This is a genomic window from Ensifer adhaerens, assembly GCF_020035535.1.
In the GTDB taxonomy this organism is placed as follows: Bacteria; Pseudomonadota; Alphaproteobacteria; order Rhizobiales; family Rhizobiaceae; genus Ensifer.
Window position 1 is genome coordinate 1,573,631 of record NZ_CP083350.1, and the last position, 17,581, is coordinate 1,591,211.

Below are 17,581 nucleotides of genomic sequence, written 5' to 3' on the forward strand. Positions count from 1 at the left end.
GCCCTTTAAAGAGAATGGTCCGCCGCCTCAAAAGGTGGAGCGGCGGACCGATTTGCTTACTCGACCGTCACATCCGTCAGCCGCAGGCGGCTGTCCGGTACCGGCACGAAGTTCTTGACGCGCTTGCTCACGCCGAAGATGGCGTTGAGGTTGTAGAGCGGCATTTCGAGCGCACGGTCGGCGGCGTAGTTGGCGATCTGCTTGAGGATCTCCTCGCGCTTGGCCTGGTCGGTGATCGAACGCTGGGATTCGAGCAGCTTGTCGAGCTCCGGATCCTGGTCGTAGGGGTTCCACTTTTCGCCGGAGTGGTACATCGAGTACGCCGTGTTGTCGTAGTCGAGCGTCCAGCCGCCCCAAGACTGCTGGAACATCGCGCCGGTTTTGCCGGCGGGGATGATGTCGTTCAGGAGAACGTTGGTTTCATAGGGCTTGATCGTCGCGTTGATGCCGATGAGCTGCAGATAGCTCGCGATCGCCTGCACGACCTCGTTGAAGGTCGCTTCGTTGCCGCGAACGTCGATCTGCACCGAGGCACCCGGCGCGACGCCGGCTTCCTTCAGCAGCGCCTTTGCCTGTTCCGGATCATAGGGCAGCGGCTTCATCGTCGGATCGAAGCCGAAGGAGAGCTTGCCCTGGAAGCTGGCGATCGGGTCTGCCTGGCCGCCGAGGATCGACTGGATGATGGTGTCGCGGTCGACGCCGAGGATCAGCGCCTTGCGGACCTTCGGATCCTTGGTGATGCCGTCGCGCGTGTTGAAGCGCAGAGCATAGACCGTCGGGCCGGCGCTGGTGACGATCTCCAGATTGCTGTCGTCCTGGATCGTCGGGATCATGCCGATCGGAATGGTCGGCGGGATGACGAGATCGACGCGGCCGGCCTGCAGTTCGGCAACGGCGGTCGCCGGCTCCGAGATGAAACGGTAGTTGAGGTTGGAAAGCTTCGGCGCGCCACCCCAATGGTCGGCAAAGGCTTCGAGCTTGATCCCGACCTTCGGCTCATAGGAGACGAACTTGAACGGGCCTGTTCCAACCGGATGGGCGTTGAAATAGTCCTCGCCCTTTTCCTGGATGTACTTCGGCGGCACGATCATCGCGCCATAGCCGGCAAGCTTGGTGAGCAGCACCGGATCCGGGGTCTTGAGAACCAGGTCGACGGTCTTTTCGTCGACGATCTCGACCTTCTCGATCACGGCATAGTTGGATTTCTGCGGGCCCTTGGAGCCTTCTTCGCCGAGCAGGCGGTCGAAAGTGAATTTCACCGCTTCGGCGTTGAAGGGCTCACCATTGTGGAACTTGACACCTTCGCGCAGCGTGAAGCGTAGGCGCTTGCCGCCGTCGAGCTCTTCCCACGAGGTTGCAAGGCCGGGCACGAGCTTGAGGTCCGGGCCGCGATAGGTGAGGCCGTCGTAGATATTGGTGGCGACGGATGCCCAGTTGACGAGGAAGGTGTCGACCGGGTCCCAGCTTCCCGGATCCTGCGGCGACGACACCGTCAGCGTGCCGGCGGCAAAAGCCGGGGCGGCGGTCATGATACTGCCGGCCATCGCGAGGGCGATGAAGGCGGCGTGGATCCCCTTTTTGTTGATCATTTACTCACTCCTGTTTCGACAGCTTTCTTCAAAAGAAAAGAAAGCGGCTTACGCGTCCTTGGCCACGAAATGGCCAGGGGCGATCTCTTTGCGCGGCAGCACCGCAGGTTCGTTGCCGACACGGCGGATCGGGCTCGGGATCTCGCCTTCCAGCATGGCACGCTCGCGGCCCTTGCCGGGCTCGGCGACCGGGACGGCGGAAAGCAGCCGGCGGGTATAGGGATGAGCCGGCGTCTCGAACACTTGCGCGCGGCTGCCGAATTCCATGACCTGGCCGAGATAGAGCACGGCCACACGGTGGCTCATGCGCTCGACCACCGCCATGTCATGGCTGATGAAGAGATAGGCGAGGCCTTCCTGCTCCTGCAGCTCCATGAACAGATTGATGATCTGCGCCTGGATGGAGACGTCGAGCGCCGAAAGCGCCTCGTCGGCGATGATCAGCTTGGGGCGCGAGGCGAGCGCCCGGGCAATGCAGACGCGCTGGCGCTGGCCGCCGGAGAACTCGTGCGGATAGCGCTTGGCGTGCGCGGCCGTCAGGCCGACGCGCTCCAGGAGTTCGTGTACGCGCTTCTCGATTTCCCTCTCGCCAAGGATCAGGCCATGGGTGCGGATCGGCTCGGCGATCGAGAATCCCACGGTCTTGCGTGGGTCGAGCGAGGCAAAGGGATCCTGGAAGATGTACTGGATTTCCTGCTTCAGCTTCTGTCGCTCGGCGTAGCTCATGGCCGAGACGGGCCGGCCGCCGAAAAGGATCTCGCCCGATGTCGGTGCCTGGAGCTGCTGGATCGTGCGACCGATCGTAGATTTGCCCGAGCCGCTCTCGCCGACGAGCGCCAGGGTCTCGCCCGGGAAGATGTCGAAGCTGACGTTCTCGATGGCGTGCACACGGTGCGTCGCCTTGCCGAAGAGGTTCTTGCGCACGTCGAAGCGGGTGACGAGATCGCGCACCGACAGGATCGGTGCTGCGTCGTAGCGGGCGGTGCGCTGGATATGGGTATCGCCGACGCGCTTCGGTTCGCCGTCGACCATCATGGTCAGCGGCAGGCGCTTCGGGAATTCCTCGCCGGTCATGCTGCCGAGTTTCGGCACGGCCGAAAGCAGCGTCTGGGTGTAGGGGTGCTTGGGGCTTGCGAAGATCTCGTCGACCGGGCCTTCCTCGACCTTGCGGCCCTTCCACATGACAACGACGTCGTCGGCCATCTCGGCGACGACGCCCATGTCGTGGGTGATGAAGATCACCGCCATGCCGAGTTCCTTCTGCAGGTCGCGGATGATGGTCAGGATCTGCGCCTGAATGGTGACGTCGAGCGCCGTCGTCGGCTCGTCGGCGATCAGCAGTTTCGGCCGGCAGGCGAGCGCCATGGCGATCATCACGCGCTGGCGCATGCCGCCCGAAAGCTGGTGCGGATAGCGGCCGATGAGTTCTGCACTGTCCGGCAGCCGCACCATGTCGAGCAGGCGGCGCGTCTCGACAAGGGCTTTGGCCTTCGTCATCTTTTCGTGCAGCATCAGCACCTCGGCGACCTGGTCGCCGATGGTGAAGACGGGGTTCAGCGACGTCATCGGCTCTTGGAAGATCATGGCGATCTCCTTGCCGCGGATGGCGCGCATGGTCTTCTGCGGGGCCTGCGTCAGGTCGACTTCGCCGTCCTTGCCGCGAAACAGGATGCGGCCGGTCGGGAACTGGCCGCCCATCATGTCGGCGAGCCGCATGATCGAAAGTGAGGTCACCGATTTGCCGGAGCCGGATTCGCCGACGATCGCGAGCGTACGTCCCGGCGTGACCGTGAAGCTCAGGTCTTCGACGACGGAATTGCCGTTGAAGGCGACGGAAAGCTTCTCAACGGCGAGCAGCGGCGCAGGCATATCAACGGTCACGCGGTCTTCCTTGTTACAATGTGGTCGCGGCGCGCGCGGACTGTTCATAGGCGCCCGACATGAAACGCAGGACGGCGGCGATCTCGGAAAGCGTCTCTTCGGAAGGACGTGCTTTGGCAGTGGAGGAGACCAGCAGGCGCTCGCGAATTTGAGCGTAGCGCGTGCAGGCGTCCGAGCCCTTGTCGGTGATGAGGATGGTCTTTTCCTTGCCTTCCTTGCCCGTCGTCACCAGGCCGGCGGCTTCGAGTTTGCGGATGGCATAGGTCGCGACATGGGTGTCTTCGATATCGAGCACGAGGCAGATGTCAGCGAGCTTCTTGCCGCGATCGCGATGGCGGATCGTGTGCAGGATCAGAATTTCGATGGGGGAAAGCCCGGGGACGCCGGCAGCAGCCATGCAGCGCATCATCCAGCGATGAAAGGCGTGCGATGCGAGGATCAGCCCGTATTCCACTTCGGAGAGACCTGGCGAGCCGCCTTCGGCAAGGTGCGCGGAGGAGACGATCGGACCGATGGCCGCGACCGGCTTCAGATGTTCGGGCAGGGCGTTTCCGGCCCATTCCCGACCTTCAAAGCTCTCCTCAGCCTTCTTCGTCATTCAGCTCTTCCTCATCTTGACGATTTTATGTCATCATTTTATCGACATTTTGTCAACGAACTGCTTTGATGAATTTCCGGGCTTGCACAATGATGCGGCTCGCGAACGAGAGGGATGGACAATGAGCGCACGCGAAACCGGCAGTTGGGACTTCTGGATCGACCGTGGCGGCACCTTCACCGATGTCATCGGCCGGGACCCGCAGGGTGCATTGCATGCGCGCAAGGTGTTGTCGGAGAATCCGGAAGCCTATCGCGACGCCGCCGTCCAGGGTATTCGCCTGCATCTCGGTCTTGCGACCGGTGCTGCGATCCCGACCGGCCTCATCGGCGAAGTGCGCATGGGCACGACCGTTGCCACCAATGCGCTGCTCGAGCGCAAGGGCGAGCCGCTCGCGCTGGTGACCACCAAGGGTTTTCGCGACGCGCTCAAGATCGGCTACCAGGAACGCAAGAAGATCTTCGCGACCGAGATCATCAAGCCGGAAGCGCTCTACCAGGACATCGTCGAACTCGATGAGCGCGTGCTGGCCGATGGCACGATCGAGCAGCCGCTCGACGAAGTAAAGGCGCGCGCTGCCCTCGAAGACCTCAAGGGCAAGGGCTACAAGGCCGTCGCCATCGTCTTCATGCATGCCTACAAATATCCGGAGCACGAGGCGGTCGTCGCTCGGATCGCCCGCGAACTCGGCTTCGAGCAGGTCTCGGTCAGCCACGAAGTCTCGCCGCTGATCAAATATGTCGGCCGCGGCGACACGACGGTCATCGATGCCTATCTCTCCCCGGTTCTACGCCGCTACGTTGCCCAGGTCTCGGGCGAGCTCGACGTTGCCCGCACCGGCGCACGCGTGATGTTCATGATGTCGTCCGGCGGCCTGACGGCGGCCGATATGTTCCAGGGCAAGGACGCGATCCTGTCGGGACCTGCCGGCGGCGTCGTCGGCCTTGCAAAGACCGGCGAAGCAGCCGGCTTCGACCGCGTCATCGGTTTCGACATGGGCGGCACCTCGACGGACGTCGCCCATTTCGACGGCGAATATGAGCGGGCGTTCGAGACCGAGGTTGCCGGCGTGCGCGTGCGCGCGCCGATGATGCTGATCCACACGGTTGCCGCCGGCGGCGGCTCGATCCTGCACTTCGACGGCGAGCGCTTCCGCGTCGGCCCCGATTCGGCCGGCGCCAATCCTGGCCCCGCCTGCTACCGCAACGGCGGCCCGCTCGCGGTCACCGACGCAAACGTCATGCTCGGCAAGCTGCTGCCGGATTTCTTCCCGGCGCTCTTCGGCCCGAACCAGGACGAGCGTCTCGATGTCGAGACCGTTCGTGACCGCTTCGCGACAATGGCCGCCGAGATCGGCGATGGCCGCAGCCCGGAGGATGTGGCCGACGGCTTCATCCGCATCGCCGTCGCCAACATGGTCGAAGCGATCAAGAAGATTTCCGTGCAGCGCGGCTATGACGTGACCCGTTATGCGCTCAGCTGCTTCGGCGGCGCCGGCGGTCAGCACGCCTGCCTCGTTGCCGACCGGCTCGGCATGAAGAACATTCTCGTGCACCCGATGTCCGGCCTGCTTTCGGCCTACGGCATGGGGCTTGCCGATATCCGCTCGACCCGCCAGAAGGCGCTGGGCGTTGCGCTCGACGACCAGGCGCCGGCCGCTCTCAGCACGCTTGGCGCCGAGCTGGAAGTCGAGTGCCTCGGCGAGCTCGAAGCACAAGGGATCGCCCGCGACGAGATCCGCACGCATCTGCGCGCCCATATCCGTTATGCCGGCACCGATACGGTGCTTGCGGTCGACGCGACCTTCCCCGCGCATGACGATATCGCCCGCCTTCGCGCGGAGTTCGAGACCTTGCACAAGCGTCGCTTCGGCTTCGTCGCCGACAACAAGGCGCTGGTCATCGATGCCGTCGAGGTCGAGACGGTCGGCGGCGGTGCCGCCCAGATGGAGCGCGAAGGCGGAGCGGTCACAGAGGGCGCGCCGGATGTCGCGCGGCGCACGCGCTTCTATTCACAGGGCCAGTTCCACGATGCGCCGGTGCTGCTGCGCGCCGAAATCGCGCCCGGCCAACGGCTCGACGGTCCGGCGATCATCATCGAACCGAACCAGACCATCGTCGTCGAGGACGGCTGGCAGGCGGAACTGACCGCCAAGGACCACATCGTGCTTCGCCGCGTGAAGGCGCTGCAGCAGCAGAGCGCGATCGGCACCCATGCCGATCCGGTCATGCTGGAGATCTTCAACAACCTCTTCATGTCGATCGCCGAGCAGATGGGCGTGACGCTGCAGAACACCGCCTATTCGGTGAATATCAAGGAGCGGCTCGATTTCTCCTGCGCCGTCTTCGACAACCGCGGCAATCTCGTCGCCAATGCGCCGCACATGCCGGTGCATCTCGGCTCCATGGATGCCTCGGTCGCGACCGCGATCCGCGAGAACCCGGTGATCAAGGCCGGCGACGTGTTCCTGATCAACGCGCCCTATAACGGCGGCACGCACCTGCCGGACCTCACCGTCTGCACGCCCGTCTTCGACGATGCCGGCAAGGAGATCCGCTTCTGGGTCGCCAGCCGTGGCCACCATGCCGATATCGGTGGCATCTCGCCGGGCTCGATGTCGCCGCTTGCCACCAACATCGAGGAGGAAGGCGTCTATATCGACAACTTCAAGCTCATCGATGCCGGCCGCTTCTGCGAGGCAGAACTCGAGGCGCTGCTGAACGGCGCCCGCTATCCGGTGCGCAACATCCTGCAGAACGTCAACGACCTGAAGGCTCAGGTTGCTGCCAACGAGAAAGGCGTCGCCGAACTCAAGAAGATGATCGCCCAGTTCGGCGAGGACGTGGTCGAGGCCTATATGGGCCACGTCCAGGACAATGCCGCCGAGAGCGTGCGCCGCGTGCTCGACCAGCTGCCCGATGGCGAGTTCTCCTACGAGATGGACCAGGGCTGCAGCATCGCCGTCAAGATCACCGTCGACCGCGACAAGCGCGAGGCAACCGTCGATTTCACCGGTACATCCGAGCAGCGCGGCGACAACTTCAACGCCCCGGCGCCGGTCACCCGCGCCGCGGTTCTCTATGTCTTCCGCGTCCTCGTCGAAGCGGACATTCCGATGAATGCCGGTTGCCTGCGTCCGATCCACATCGTCATCCCCGAGGGCACGATGCTGACGCCGCGCTATCCGGCCGCCGTCGTCGCCGGCAACGTCGAGGTCAGCCAGGCCGTGACCAACTGCCTGTTCGGCGCGGTTCAGAGCCAGGCCGGGGCGCAAGGGACGATGAACAATCTGACCTTCGGCAACGACAACTATCAGTACTACGAGACGATCTGCTCCGGCGCGCCCGCCGGTCCCGGCTATAACGGCGCCGATGCGGTCCACACCCACATGACCAATTCGCGCCTCACCGATCCGGAAATCCTCGAAACCCGCTTCCCGGTGGTGCTCGAAGACTTCCACATTCGGGTCGGTTCGGGTGGCCGTGGCCAGTGGAATGCCGGCAACGGCACGAAGCGCACGATCCGTGCCCGCGAGACGCTGGATTTCGCCATTCTCTCCGGTCACCGCCGCGTGGCGCCCTTCGGCATCAAGGGCGGCAGCCCGGGTGAGCTTGGCCGCAACCTTGTGCGCCGCAATGACGGCAGGACGGAGGAACTGTCCGGTTGCGCCCATACGGTTCTCGAAGCCGGCGAAGCCTTCACGGTGGTGACGCCGACGGGCGGCGGCTACGGCCGGCCATAGCCGGGGAATAACAATCTCCCAAGACTGCTGCGGTGGTCTGCGGGCGGGCGAGCGATCGTCCGCCCGTTTTTCGTTTGTTGCCGCCTTCGGTTTTTGCTGCACCTGCGAAAAGCTGCGATCGCTTTTTTAACCCTAATTTAAATTCGAAATTACTAAGTACTTATTGGTCAGTGCGCGCTCCGGTTCCTCCCCCCTTGAAGGCGCAGCAAACAGCCGGTCCTCCTCCCGCCGGTATGGCTGACCATGTCCTCCCAGCAACGCGATCGCGACATCACAGGAGTCACGGCAGTGACGTTCAAGAACCTTTCGATTTTGACCAAGGTCGGCCTTGTGGTCGTGGTCATGGGCATATCCTCCATTCTGATCGCGCTCGCCGGCGCGCGCGGTCTTTCCTCTCTCGGCGCCACGATCATCGATGTCGGTGCCCGCGAAGAGGCGGCGCGCGAGGCGATGGACCTGCGCGTCGACATCATCGCCATCAGCCGCATGACCTATCAGCTTGCCGCAGCGCCGCAGAAGGCCGCCGATTTCGGTCTGGAAACCGAGAAGCGCGCCGAGGAAATGCTCGGCCGCGTGACGAAGATCGAGGCGGTTGCCGACGACGCCGAAGACAAGCTGCTGAACGATATCCGCATCACACTGAACAGCTACTTCGACGAGATCCGGGCGATGGTCTCCGTCGCCGCAAGCCAGGGCACGGATGCTGCCGCCGTCAAGGCGGCGCTCGACAAGGCGCTTGAGGCCCAGAAGACCGTGACGGCGACGGTCAAGACCTACAGCACCTATTCCGGCGACGAACTGGCGGCCGCCCGCGCCGAAGCGCTTAACTCCTCCTCCGTCGCGATGACCATCCTGGCCGCCGCCGCTGCGGCCTGCGTCCTCTTCGGCGTCGGCGTGAGCCTCGTCGTTGCCCGCCGCGGTATCGTCATGCCGGTCCGCGAACTCACCTCGACGATGAGCGAACTTGCCGACGGCAAGCTTGACGGCGATAGCACGGATGTTTCCCGCCAGGACGAGATCGGCGAGATGGCACGCGCCGTCGAAGTCTTCCGCAAGAACGGCATCGCCATGCGCTCGATGAAGGCGCAGGAAGCCGCACTGCATGCCCGCAGCAGCGACCTGCAGTCCAACATCAGCGTCGTGGTTGCCTCGGCGGTTGCCGGTGATTTCACCGGCCGCATCACCAAGGACTATGAAAACGACGACCTCAACCGCTTTGCGTCGAGCGTCAACGAACTCGTCTCGAGCGTCGACCAGACGGTCAACGAAGTACGCCGGGTCATTGCGGCCCTTGCCGACGCCGACCTGACCCAGACCATGCGCGGCGAGTTCCACGGCGCCTTCGCCGAATTGCAGCGGAACGTCAACCAGACGATGGTGACGTTGCGCTCGACTATGCAGAACGTGCGTGGCGCTGCCAGCACCATCAACGACAACTCCGCCGAGTTGAGCTCGGCCGCCAACGATCTCTCCAAGCGCACGGAACAGCAGGCGGCTGCCCTCGAAGAGACCGCAGCCGCACTCGACGAGATCACCTCGACCGTACGCACCGCTTCCGAGCGGGCGAACGAGGCGCATGAAATGGTGCGCGCCACCAAGGAAAGCGCCGGCCGTTCGGGCGCGATCGTCAGGAGCGCCGTCGACGCCATGGGGCGGATCGAGGACTCCTCGAACCGCATCAACCAGATCATCTCGGTCATCGATGAGATCGCCTTCCAGACCAACCTGCTGGCGCTCAACGCCGGCGTCGAAGCGGCGCGTGCCGGCGAGGCGGGCCGTGGCTTCGCGGTCGTCGCCCAGGAAGTGCGCGAACTCGCCCAGCGTTCGGCCAATGCTGCCAAGGAGATCAAGACGCTGATCCACAGCTCGGCCTCGGAGGTCGAGAACGGCGTGGCGCTGGTGCGCTCTACCGGTGATGCGCTGCTGGAGATCGAGACCCTGGTCAACAATGTCAGCGGGCACGTCAACACGATCGCCACCGCCGCCCGCGAGCAGGCGACTGCGCTGCAGGAGATCAACACCTCGGTCAACCATATGGACCAGATGACCCAGCAGAACGCGGCGATGGTCGAAGAAACCACGGCCGCCAGCGGCACGCTCGCCGAAGAAAGCCGTCAGTTGCGCACGATGCTGGCGAAATTCAAGCTCGAGGCGCAGACGGGCCGCGACAGCTGGAGCCGTGCAGCCTGATCGAAGGGCGCAGCGAACATGAAAAAGGGGCCGGCATTTGCCGGCCCCTTCTCGTTTCAGGGACTGGCCTCGCTTCCGCCGCATAGCCGAAGACGACGGCGGGGCTTTCAGCGGTCTTGTTCGTCTGGGTATCGGCCATCAGCCCGTCGCGGCGGGAGGAGCGGATCCAGGCAGCGCCGGTGGGGCCTTTGGGATGTGGTTGGCGAGCGCGACCGCTTCCTCCTCGAAGACGGTGACGCCTATGATAGGGCCGAAGACCTCCTCGCGGGCGCGGTCGTCGGATTTTCGGACAGAAAGGTAAACCCCGGAAAAATCCCTGAAAATGTCCATTGAAATCGATTACATTTTCTGGCTTCATGGCTTTCGCAAGATTTGGGAGGATCTAATGAAGAAATTTATCGCCGCAGCGCTCGGCGCTGTCGCAACCATTGCTATTTCCGCTTCTTTCGCCAATGCCGAGACTTTCAAGATCGGCCTGTCCAACGGCTGGGTCGGCAGTGAATGGCGCACGCAGATGATCGACGAGGCCAAGGAGGCCGCGGCGAAGTGGAAGGAGAAAGGCGTCGACGTCGAAGTCTCCGTCCAGAGCGCCAATGTCGACGTGCCCGGCCAGATTGCGCACGTGCGCAACTTCATCGCCGAAGGCGTGAATGCCATCATCATCAACCCCAACAGCCCGACCGCCTTCGATCCGATCTTCGCCCAGGCGAAGGAAGCCGGTATCCTGGTAATCGCGACGGACGCCGAGGTTTCCTCGCCGGATGCGACCTATGTCGGCATCGACCAGACGGCCTGGGGTGCGGCGGGCGCCAAGTGGCTGGCTGACACGCTCGGCGGCAAGGGCAAGGTGGTCGCCATCAACGGGGTCGCCGGCCATCCGGCCAACGAAATGCGTGTTGCCGGCTACAAGAGCGTCTTCAAGGATTATCCGGACCTGCAGGTGGTCAACGAGGTCAACGCCAACTGGGATCAGGCCCAGGGCCAGCAGGCGATGCAGAACATCCTTGCGACCTATCCTGACATCAACGGCGTCGTTGTTCAGGACGGCATGGCGGCCGGCGCCTGGAAGTCGATCATGGATGCGGGCAAGTCCAGCCAGATCGCCGCGACCGGCGAAATCCGCAAGGACTTCATCGATCTCTGGGTCAAGGACAAGCTGAATTCCGGCGCGACCGTCAACCCGCCCGGGGTCATGGCAAGCGCACTCAACGTCGCGGTGCTGATGCTGCAGGGCAAGGAACTGAAGGAGCCGGCAACGGCAGGCCAATACAAGAACGCCATGTACCTGCCGATCCCGTTCATCGACAGCAAGAACCTTGGCGACGCCGCCAAGCAGCTCGATGGCAAGCCGGGCTACTACTCCTACACCAACGCACTTTCGATCGATGACGCCACGGCGTTGTTCAAGTAAGCACTGGTTTCGCCGGGCGGCTCACACCGAGTTGCCCGGCGACTGATGCCGCCGACCGTTGCCGATTAAGGCCGATCGGGCATGAAAGATCGCTGCAGCGGAGCCGGTGTTGATACGTGGCTCCATGATGATGCGGCAACCAACCAAGATGATGGGCGACAGCCGATGTCGAAACTGAGACTGAACGGCGTGAGCAAGGCTTACGGCGCAACGTTGGCGCTACGCCGCGGCGATCTCGAGATCGTGGCCGGCGAGGTGCACGTGCTGATGGGCTCCAACGGCTCCGGCAAGAGCACGCTGTGCAAGATCATCGCCGGCAGCGTGCGCCCCGACGGGGGCCAGATCCTGATCAACGACAAGCCCGTGATGATCTCCGGACCGCAGGCAGCGCGCGCCGCCGGCATCGGCATCTTCTATCAGGAGCTCAGCCTTGCCAGCCATCGGTCGGTCGAGGAGAACATCTGCCTTTCCGCCCTGCCGGTGAAAGCAGGCCTCTTCATCGACCGCCAGGCCCTCAAGGCGCGCGCGGCGCGTTACATCGCGCTTTTTGCCGAAGTCGCCGGCGAGGGTTTTTACGCGGAGGCCCTGGTCGGCAATCTCCGGGCGGACCAGCGGCAACTGGTTGAAATCATGAAGGCGCTCGCCAGCGAAGCGCCGATCCTGATCTTCGACGAACCGACCTCGGCGCTCGACCGCGCCCAGGTCGATCGCTTCTTCGAAATCCTGCGTGGGCTAAAAGCGCAGGGGCGCGGCATCATCTTCATCTCGCACCGCATGGACGAAATCACCGCGATCGGCGATCGCGTGACGATCATCCGCGACGGCGAGACCATCGAGACGTTGAAGCTCGCCGACACCGATCCGGCAACGGTCATCCGGCTGATGGTCGGCGGCGCGAGTGACATGCCGGCTGCAAGGTCGTCAGCACCGGCGGCGGTGGAAACACAGACGCAGGCGGCGATCTCCGTTCGCAACCTCTCGGGCAAAGGCTTTCGCGATGTCAGCTTCGAGGTGGCGAAGGGCGAGATCCTCGGCCTCGGCGGCCTGCACGGCCAGGGGCAGTCGGCGCTGCTCCGGTCGATCTTCGGCGCAGGCACCGTCTTATCCGGAGAGGTGACGATCGGAGGCCAACGCTACGATGCCAAAAGCCCGCGCGACGCCATCCGCCGCGGCTGCGCTTATGTCTCCGGCGACCGTGGTCGCGACGGCGTCATCAGCGGCCGGCCGATCATCGAGAACGTCACGCCGATCCATTATCTTCGCGACCGGCTGATGCTCGCGCGGCCCTCGAGCCTCAAGAACAAGGCGATGCCGGCGCTGGAGGCGATGCACACCAAGTTTGCGAGCCTCTTCCATCCGATCAATTCGCTCTCGGGCGGCAACCAGCAGAAGGTGATCATCGCCCGCTGGCTGATCGATCGTCCCGACGTGCTGCTGCTTGACGACCCGACCAAGGGCATCGACCTCCAGGCCAAGGCCGATCTCTTCGCGCTCATCCGGCAGCTGGCGGCCGAGGGTCTCGGCATCCTGCTCTATTCGTCGGAGGATGCCGAGCTGCTCGGCAATGCCACCCGCATCCTCGTTTTCAACGGTGGTTCGGTGACGCGCGAGCTGACCGGCGACGATCGCACCCGCTACAATCTCTACCAGGCTGCATACGAGGCCGCATGATGACATCGATCGCGACAGACATTTCTTCGCCAAGGAGCGGCGGCCTGCGCTCCTGGCTCGAGCGCTACCCGTTCCTGCCGGCGCTGGTCATCCTCATAGCGCTCCTGGCGCTGAACGGAATCTTTTCGCCGAACAGCCTGAGCTTCCGCTCGTTGTCGGGATTGCTCAGCACCTACATGGCGCTCGTCATGCTGGCGATCGCCCAGACCTATGTCGTTTCCGCCGGCGATATCGACCTTTCCGCCGGAGCGACGCTGTCGCTGGTCAATGTCGCGGTCGTCGTGCTGATGGAGCGCTGGGGCGGCGGCGCGGGCGCGGTGCTGCTCGCACTCGCGCTCGGCGTCCTCATCGGGCTTGCCTGCGGGCTGGTCAACGGACTGGTCGTTGCAGCACTTCGGCTGCAGGCGATCGTCGCGACCTTTGCGACCAGCATCTTCTTCACCGGCCTTGCGCTCTATGTCATGCCTGTCGCCGGCACACCGGCGCCGGCCTTGTTCTGGCGCACCTATGGCGGCCCTCTCTTGGGCCTGCCCTTCGTCTTCTACGTGCTCGCGGCGCTGGCCGTGCTGCTTTTCCTCCTGTCGCGCACGCGCATCGTCACCGAACTGCTGGCCGTCGGAGATGATCAGCAGGCGGCCTATCAGACCGGTCTTCCGGTGGTTGCGGTCCGCATCAGGGGTTATCTGCTCTGCGGTCTTTTCTCGGCGCTCGCGGCCTTCTGCCTGACGGGCGATACGGCGAGCGGCGATCCGCTGGTCGGCGGCAAGATGACGCTCTACAGCGTCGCCGCGGTCGTGCTCGGCGGCAGTGCCCTTGCCGGCGGCTGGACGACGGTGGTCGGCTCGCTCCTCGGCGCGCTGACGATCGGCCTCGTCAATTCGCTGGTCTTCTTCATGGGCACGCCGTCGGAATGGCAGAACTTGGTCCAGGGCCTCGCCATTCTGATCGTCCTGATGGCCGGCGTACTCGCCGGTCGGAGGGCACGGGCATGAGTTCGGTTGCCGCTTTCTTCAAACAGCCGCTGGTCGTGGCGCTGATCCTCATCGTCGCGCTGCTTGTTCTCGGCCAAAGCCTGTCTCCGGGCTTTGCCTCGGCCGACCAGATCCTGCGGCTGCTGATCGTCGCCTCGCTGCTCGGTATCGTCGCCGCCGGCCAGAATGTCGTCATTCTCGGTGGGCGTGAGGGCATCGACCTCTCCGTCGGTGGCGTCGTCTCGCTCTCAGCGATCATTGCTGGCAATGTCATGAACGGGGCCGATGGCGGCATCCTGCCGGCCGTGCTCGCTTGCCTCGCGGCGGGCGCATTTTTCGGCCTGCTGAACGGCCTCGGCGTCACGCTTCTGCGCATCCCGCCGCTGGTGATGACGCTCGGCATGCTCGGTGTGCTGCAGGGCCTGCTGGTCGTCATCCGCCAGGGCATCCCTTCGGGCCGCGCAGCCCCCGGCCTCTCCGCCTTCGTCACCCAGCCGCTGGCGCTCGGCATTCCCGGCATCATCTGGCTCTGGATCGCGATCGGCCTGTTCATGGCTTTCATGCTCAATCGCACCGTCTTCGCTCATCGCATCTACGCGATCGGCTCCAATGAGCATGCCGCCTACATGGCCGGCGTGCCGGTTCGGCTCATGCGCATCGGTCTCTTCATGATCTCGGGCATGTTCGCGGCGATCGCCGGGCTCTGCCTACTCGGCTATTCCGGTTCGTCCTTCGCCAATGTCGGCGAGCAATACATGCTGTCCTCGATCATCGCCGTCGTCTTCGGCGGCACCTCGCTTGCCGGCGGCAAGGGCGGCTACACCGGCACCATGGCCGGCGCGCTGCTGCTGGTCATCCTCCAGGGCATCCTGACGACCGTGAATATCGATGAGTCCGGCCGCCAGATGGTGTTCGGCGCGACGCTTCTGCTGCTCATGCTGTTCTACGGCCGCGGGAGGGCGATGCGGGCATGAGCGAGCGGCCGAAGATCAAGGACATCGCAGAACGCGCCGGCGTTTCGGTCGCGACCGTATCGCGGGCGCTGAGCGGCTCGTCGCTGGTGACCGACGAGACACGCAAACGGATCCACGCGCTTGCCCGCGAGCTCAACTACCGCCCCAATGTCAGCGCCCGCAACTTGCGCACTCGCCGGTCGATGTCGGTGCTGCTTGTCGTGCGCGACGTCGGCAACCCCTTCTATCTGGAGATTCTGAAGGGCGTGGAAGCGACGGCACGCGAAGCCGGTTACGCCGTTCTGATGGGCAACACCGAGAACGACCCGGACCGCGAGGTCGAATATTTCAACATGCTGCGCGACGGCCATGCCGACGGCATGATCCTGATGACCGGCAAGCTGCCGCCACCGCAGCCGGGCGAAAGCGCCGACCTATCGCATCTGCCGGTCGTTATCGCGCTGGAAATGATCGAGGGATCCGGTTTCCCGCATGTTCAGATCGACAATGCGGCAGCGGCGCGCGCCGCCGTGGAGCACTTGATCGCGCTCGGTCACCGCCACATCGCCCATATCGCCGGTCCGCTGCCGGAGGTCATGGCGCTCAATCGCCGCGATGGCTATCGCGCCGCCATGAAAGCCGCCGGCCTTGAGATCCCCGAGGGTTACGAGGTTCGGGGCGATTATCTGCTCGAAAGCGGCGAGGCGCGTGCAGCGGACCTCTTCGCTCTGTCGGAGCCGCCGACCGCGATCTTTGCCGCCAACGACGAGATGGCCTATGGCGCGATCCATGCGCTGCGGCGGCTTGGCCGCGACGTGCCCGGCGATGTCTCGGTCGTCGGCTTCGACGATCTCTACCTCAGTAAGGCCTTCTATCCGCCGCTGACGACCGTCAGCCAGCCCCGCGCCGAAATCGGCCGCACGGCGATGTCGCAGCTTCTCAACATCCTCTCGGAGGGTTACGTCGCCGCGGAGCCAGCCATCGTCCTGCCGACCACGCTCAACATCCGAGGCAGCACCGCGCCGCCGCGTAAATAGCCAGGGCGCGACGAGGAAGCCGCGTGCGTTTTTCGCCCGCATCCCGCCGTTACCAAAATCGATAAATGGGAGAAGAGAATGACACAGCTACCGAAGCAGACGCTGCGCGTGGGTTTCGTCGGATCGGGCTTCATCGCCCATTTCCACCTGAAGTCGATGATCGGTGTGCGCAATGTCGAGGTCACCGGCGTCTTTAGCCGCAAGGCCGAAAACCGGGAGAAGTTTGCAAACGAGGTCGAATCCCTCGGTCTCGGCACCTGCCGCACGCATGAGAGTCTGGAAGCGCTGCTGACCGCCGACGACATCGACGCGGTCTGGATCCTCTCGCCCAACTATACCCGCCTCGACGTCATGCGTGCGCTGCACAAGGCAATCAAGGATGGCCGCAGCAAAATCGTCGCGGTCGCCTGCGAGAAACCGCTTGCCCGCACCGTCGCCGAGGCGCGCGAGATGCTGTCGCTGGCCGAGGATGCCGGCCTCAATCATGGGTATCTCGAAAACCAGGTCTTCTGCACGCCGGTCTTGCGCGGCAAGGAGATCATCTGGCGGCGTGCGGCTTCCACCACTGGCCGCCCCTATCTTGCTCGGGCGGCCGAGGAACATTCCGGCCCGCACGTGCCCTGGTTCTGGCAGGGCGACAAGCAGGGCGGCGGCGTGCTTTCGGACATGATGTGCCACAGCGTCGAGGTCGCACGCTACCTGCTGACGGCGCCCGGTGCACCGCGCAATTCGCTCAAGATCAAGGCGGTGAACGGCACTGTCGCCAATCTCAAGTGGACACGGCCGCACTACGCCGAACAGCTGCGCAATCGCTTCGGCAGCGAGGTCGATTATCGCAATCGTCCGTCCGAGGATTTCGCCCGTGCCACGGTGACGCTCGAAGACCAGGACGGCAACGAACTGATGATCGAGGCGACCACCTCCTGGGCCTATGTCGGCGCCGGGCTGCGCATCCAGCTCGAATTGCTCGGGCCGGAATATGCGCTCGAATACAATTCGCTCTCCACCGGCCTGAAGATCTTTATGTCGCGCGAGGTCAAGGGCTCGGAAGGCGAGGACCTCGTCGAGAAGCAGAACGCCGAGCAGGGCCTGATGCCGGTGCTTGAGGATGAGGCCGGCGTCTATGGCTACACGGATGAGAACCGCCACATGGTCGAGTGTTTCCGCAAGGGCGAAAAGCCGCTCGAAACCTTCGAGGACGGCCTTGCCGTGGTCGAGATGCTGATGGGCCTTTACCGTTCGGCAGAAATCAACGCGACGCTCAACTTCCCGGCGCCGGAGCTGGAGCATTACGTGCCGCTCGTTGCGCGCCGTGGGGCCTGACGACGAACGTCCTGCACCGAAGGCCGGCCGATTTCGTGGAGTGATTTGGCGGTGAAGGCTGTGATGGTCTTCACCGCCCGGCCAGCATCAGGGGAATGCTGGTGCAATAGCTCAGGACCGCCGCGAGCGTGGAGTTCCTCCCCAATTATACGCCTATCTCCGTGATCTCTGTTGACGGGGATCAATGTCGCCGGGCGCGCATCTGCCTACGCTGA

General features: G+C 64.0%; 11 protein-coding genes. 8 read left to right on the forward strand and 3 right to left on the reverse strand.

All coding sequences use genetic code 11. The annotated features are described in order from the left end of the window. Positions 1-56: 56 nt before the first annotated feature. From LAC81_RS27530 to LAC81_RS27540, 3 genes are all read right to left on the reverse strand, one after another. The gene (locus tag LAC81_RS27530) at positions 57-1,544 is read right to left on the reverse strand and encodes an ABC transporter substrate-binding protein (RefSeq protein WP_419195885.1); all 1,488 of its coding nucleotides are present in this window, start codon (positions 1,542-1,544) and stop codon (positions 57-59) included. A 93-nt stretch (positions 1,545-1,637) separates the two neighbouring features. After that, complete coding sequence (locus tag LAC81_RS27535; protein ID WP_223730339.1) at positions 1,638-3,458, reverse strand: ABC transporter ATP-binding protein; 1,821 nt, start codon at positions 3,456-3,458, stop codon at positions 1,638-1,640. Between the two features lie 25 nt (positions 3,459-3,483). Continuing rightward, positions 3,484-4,068 (reverse strand): winged helix DNA-binding protein, encoded by a 585-nt coding sequence (locus LAC81_RS27540; RefSeq protein WP_113538391.1) that lies wholly within the window; start codon positions 4,066-4,068, stop codon positions 3,484-3,486. A gap of 121 nt (positions 4,069-4,189) precedes the next feature. Here LAC81_RS27540 and LAC81_RS27545 point away from each other — a divergent pair, with 121 nt between their 5' ends. The 8 genes from LAC81_RS27545 (at position 4,190) to LAC81_RS27580 (ending at position 17,366) form a co-directional block, all read left to right on the forward strand. Further along, a complete protein-coding gene (locus LAC81_RS27545; protein WP_223730292.1) occupies positions 4,190-7,810 on the forward strand; it encodes a hydantoinase B/oxoprolinase family protein in 3,621 nt (1,206 codons plus the stop codon). Between the two features lie 288 nt (positions 7,811-8,098). Then, positions 8,099-10,000, forward strand: a complete 1,902-nt coding sequence (locus tag LAC81_RS27550; protein ID WP_223730293.1) for a methyl-accepting chemotaxis protein — start codon at positions 8,099-8,101, stop codon at positions 9,998-10,000. Between the two features lie 385 nt (positions 10,001-10,385). Then, positions 10,386-11,411, forward strand: a complete 1,026-nt coding sequence (locus LAC81_RS27555; RefSeq protein WP_223730294.1) for an ABC transporter substrate-binding protein — start codon at positions 10,386-10,388, stop codon at positions 11,409-11,411. 165 nt (positions 11,412-11,576) lie between these two features. Beyond that, the gene (locus LAC81_RS27560; RefSeq protein ID WP_223730295.1) at positions 11,577-13,082 is read left to right on the forward strand and encodes a sugar ABC transporter ATP-binding protein; all 1,506 of its coding nucleotides are present in this window, start codon (positions 11,577-11,579) and stop codon (positions 13,080-13,082) included. After that, positions 13,082-14,074: an ABC transporter permease gene (locus tag LAC81_RS27565; protein WP_223730296.1), complete on the forward strand. Its 993-nt coding sequence runs from the start codon at positions 13,082-13,084 to the stop codon at positions 14,072-14,074. Before LAC81_RS27560 ends, LAC81_RS27565 begins: the two co-directional genes overlap by 1 nt. Next, complete coding sequence (locus tag LAC81_RS27570) at positions 14,071-15,027, forward strand: ABC transporter permease (RefSeq protein ID WP_223730297.1); 957 nt, start codon at positions 14,071-14,073, stop codon at positions 15,025-15,027. Before LAC81_RS27565 ends, LAC81_RS27570 begins: the two co-directional genes overlap by 4 nt. Further along, positions 15,024-16,043 carry a LacI family DNA-binding transcriptional regulator gene (locus LAC81_RS27575; RefSeq protein ID WP_223730298.1) on the forward strand — a complete coding sequence of 340 codons (1,020 nt, stop codon included), beginning with the start codon at positions 15,024-15,026 and terminating at the stop codon, positions 16,041-16,043. Before LAC81_RS27570 ends, LAC81_RS27575 begins: the two co-directional genes overlap by 4 nt. A gap of 78 nt (positions 16,044-16,121) precedes the next feature. After that, positions 16,122-17,366, forward strand: a complete 1,245-nt coding sequence (locus tag LAC81_RS27580; RefSeq protein ID WP_223730299.1) for a Gfo/Idh/MocA family protein — start codon at positions 16,122-16,124, stop codon at positions 17,364-17,366. The last annotated feature ends 215 nt before the right edge of the window (positions 17,367-17,581 follow it).

Bases quoted from the DNA above. Each gene is read 5' to 3' on its own strand.
- LAC81_RS27560 (WP_223730295.1), top strand. From the start codon at position 11,577: ATGTCGAAACTGAGACTGAACGGCGTGAGCAAGGCTTACGGCGCAACG.
- LAC81_RS27540 (WP_113538391.1), bottom strand. From the start codon at position 4,068: ATGACGAAGAAGGCTGAGGAGAGCTTTGAAGGTCGGGAATGGGCCGGA.
- LAC81_RS27545 (WP_223730292.1), top strand. From the start codon at position 4,190: ATGAGCGCACGCGAAACCGGCAGTTGGGACTTCTGGATCGACCGTGGC.
- LAC81_RS27530 (WP_419195885.1), bottom strand. From the start codon at position 1,544: ATGGCCGGCAGTATCATGACCGCCGCCCCGGCTTTTGCCGCCGGCACG.
- LAC81_RS27570 (WP_223730297.1), top strand. From the start codon at position 14,071: ATGAGTTCGGTTGCCGCTTTCTTCAAACAGCCGCTGGTCGTGGCGCTG.
- LAC81_RS27580 (WP_223730299.1), top strand. From the start codon at position 16,122: ATGACACAGCTACCGAAGCAGACGCTGCGCGTGGGTTTCGTCGGATCG.
- LAC81_RS27535 (WP_223730339.1), bottom strand. From the start codon at position 3,458: ATGCCTGCGCCGCTGCTCGCCGTTGAGAAGCTTTCCGTCGCCTTCAAC.
- LAC81_RS27555 (WP_223730294.1), top strand. From the start codon at position 10,386: ATGAAGAAATTTATCGCCGCAGCGCTCGGCGCTGTCGCAACCATTGCT.
- LAC81_RS27565 (WP_223730296.1), top strand. From the start codon at position 13,082: ATGACATCGATCGCGACAGACATTTCTTCGCCAAGGAGCGGCGGCCTG.
- LAC81_RS27575 (WP_223730298.1), top strand. From the start codon at position 15,024: ATGAGCGAGCGGCCGAAGATCAAGGACATCGCAGAACGCGCCGGCGTT.